Genomic DNA, 2221 nt, shown 5'->3' on the forward strand with positions numbered 1-2221 from the left:
TGCGTGGGCCCGAGGTCGCCGACGTTCTTGCCGATGGAGCGCAGGGCCCGCTCGACGAGGACGGTGCAGTCCTGAATCGATCCGATCTGGCCGTACGCCGAGGCGACGAGGGCCGCGCCGACACCGCTGGCGGGAACGCTCGGCGCGACAAGGGCCGGGGCTGCGGGGGCGATCGGGGAGATAGCGGCCGACGTCAGGGAGTATGTCGACTGAGCCGCGGAGGCTGCTGCGGGAGCGGGGGCCGCGACGGGGGCGACTGCGGGGGCTGCGTAGAACACCTGGCCGGCCGGTGCGGCGGCGGGGACCGTGGCGGGGCTGACAGCGGCAGCGGCGCCGCCGGAGAGGCTGATCTTCTGTCCGGGCTGAATGACCGACCCGTAGGACAGGCCGTTCTGGGCGAGCAGCGTGTCGAGGTTCAGGCCATGCAGGGAAGCGATGGCACCCATGGTGTCACCAGCGACGACGGTGTGGACCCCTGCAGTAGCCGGAGCGGCGGGTGCCTGGGCGACGGTGCCCGTGGTGCCGGTGGTGCCGGCGGGTTCCTGCGTGTAGGTGCCGGCCTGGGCGGGGGCGCCGACGGCGAGGACGAGGCCTCCGGTGGCGGCGGCGATGATGGCGGGCTTGCCGAGCGCGACAGCGCCGGTCTTCGCGGAGTGCGACAGGCCCTCGAGGGCGATGGAGTGGGTGACTGCGGCGCGGTGGCGCGCCAGAATGGACGTACGTGTCATGGTGATTGCCTCTCCCATGCCTGCGGGGTGAGCTGTCGGGTTCGGATGGGAGTTCACCCGGCCGTCCTTCGTCCCTCGTGCTGTCCCTGCCATGGCGACGCCGCTGCAGATCCTGGCACGTCGGTCGTTGGATCGACTTAACCCCGAGGGTCAACACACAAAGAGCGTGTGGTGGCCCGGTGGAAACGTGGTTCCCCCGTCCCTGCCTACTGGGTTGTACAAACGGATCCCGGATGCAGCGGCAGGGCTCGGCATTCTGCGCGGGAAAGCATCCTCGGCGGGTGCCGAGAACACCCGCCGACAATACCCCGGGGCGGTATCAGTGTCACATTCAGAGAACGCGTCACGGCGTGTCCGCAGGATGCGCCGAAAATTGGGGGCAGATGGTTCACAAGTGCAACCACGTGGTGCGATCTGCTGATCGGACCGCGCGAACGCTACCGATAGTGCGGCGATACTAAAGGGGGCTGCGCGCAGGGCGCGGCTGGGGAACGCACCAACGATGTCGGCCGGCCACGGCCGGAAGAGCATCGGTTGATGGTGAAAGGGAACGACCGTGACCGCCGAATCCGGAACGCGCAGCGACACCACATCCGCCACTACACCCGCCCATACATCCGCGAAGGGCGGGCAACCACGACCACCTCGGGGGACACCAGCACGCCCGCCACACCGCCCGGTCTCCGCAGCGAGCACGCGGTAGCGGCGGCGCACTCCACGGGCCAGTCCTCAGGGCATGGCTATGTGGCAGACAAGGATGCCTACCTGCGGCGCCTGAAGCGTATTGAGGGTCAGGTCCGGGGAATCGCACGCATGGTCGAGGATGACAAGTACTGCATCGACATCCTCACCCAGGTCGCCGCGGTCAATAGCGCCATGCACGCCGTGAGCCTGGGGCTGCTGGCGGATCACCTGCGGCACTGCGTCGTCGACGCGGCCCAAGCAGCAGCAACCAATGACTCCTCTGAAGGCGTCGACACCCTCGATTTGAGGATCAAGGAAGCGACGCAGGCCATCGGCCGGCTCCTGCGCTAACCGCACTCAGGCCTCGGGGTCGCCCGCACACCACTCATCATTGCCATGTTGTGGGTCATCGCCGTAGTCGACGAGTGGAGGTATCTGCACGAGGCTTTGTCGCTGATGGTGATGCCCGGCGGCCTGTAGGTGATGCTGGCCGCGATGGCGGTGTCCAGTATCGTCGCCACACTCGCCCTGAATCACCTCGTCCGGCACCTCGGCAGGTCACACATTGGTTAGAAGCCCCAGAGGCTGGCCCGTATCCGGTGTATCGGGTCATCAGGTGGTGCCGGTCTAGGAGTAAGGCAGCCTGTCCGGCATGGTGGCCCTGCATGTCCTAAAAGTGGATCTTAGGCGGTAAGGGTTCAGTTCGATGCAGAGTTCTCGCACTTCCCCCAGTTCCACTATCGGATGCCGGCAGGATCGTGGTTGGCTGTCCCTAGTCTCCTTAGCAATCAGAAGACTTACGCCGCAGG

Annotated in this window: 2 protein-coding genes and 1 riboswitch; of the genes, one reads left to right on the forward strand and one right to left on the reverse strand. The window is 66.7% G+C overall.

The annotated features are described in order from the left end of the window. A partial coding sequence (locus CXQ97_RS18450) for a LysM peptidoglycan-binding domain-containing protein (protein WP_104182346.1) occupies window positions 1-728 on the reverse strand: 728 nt, incomplete at its 3' end. Between the two features lie 2 nt (window positions 729-730). Then, window positions 731-992: riboswitch (cyclic di-AMP (ydaO/yuaA leader) on the reverse strand. A gap of 480 nt (window positions 993-1472) precedes the next feature. Between CXQ97_RS18450 and CXQ97_RS18455 the strand changes: the two genes are divergently transcribed. Continuing rightward, complete coding sequence (locus CXQ97_RS18455) at window positions 1473-1763, forward strand: metal-sensitive transcriptional regulator (RefSeq protein WP_146069728.1); 291 nt, start codon at window positions 1473-1475, stop codon at window positions 1761-1763. Window positions 1764-2221 lie beyond the last annotated feature (458 nt).

Source organism: Arthrobacter sp. B0490 (genome assembly GCF_002929355.1).
Lineage (GTDB): Bacteria > Actinomycetota > Actinomycetes > Actinomycetales > Micrococcaceae > Arthrobacter_D.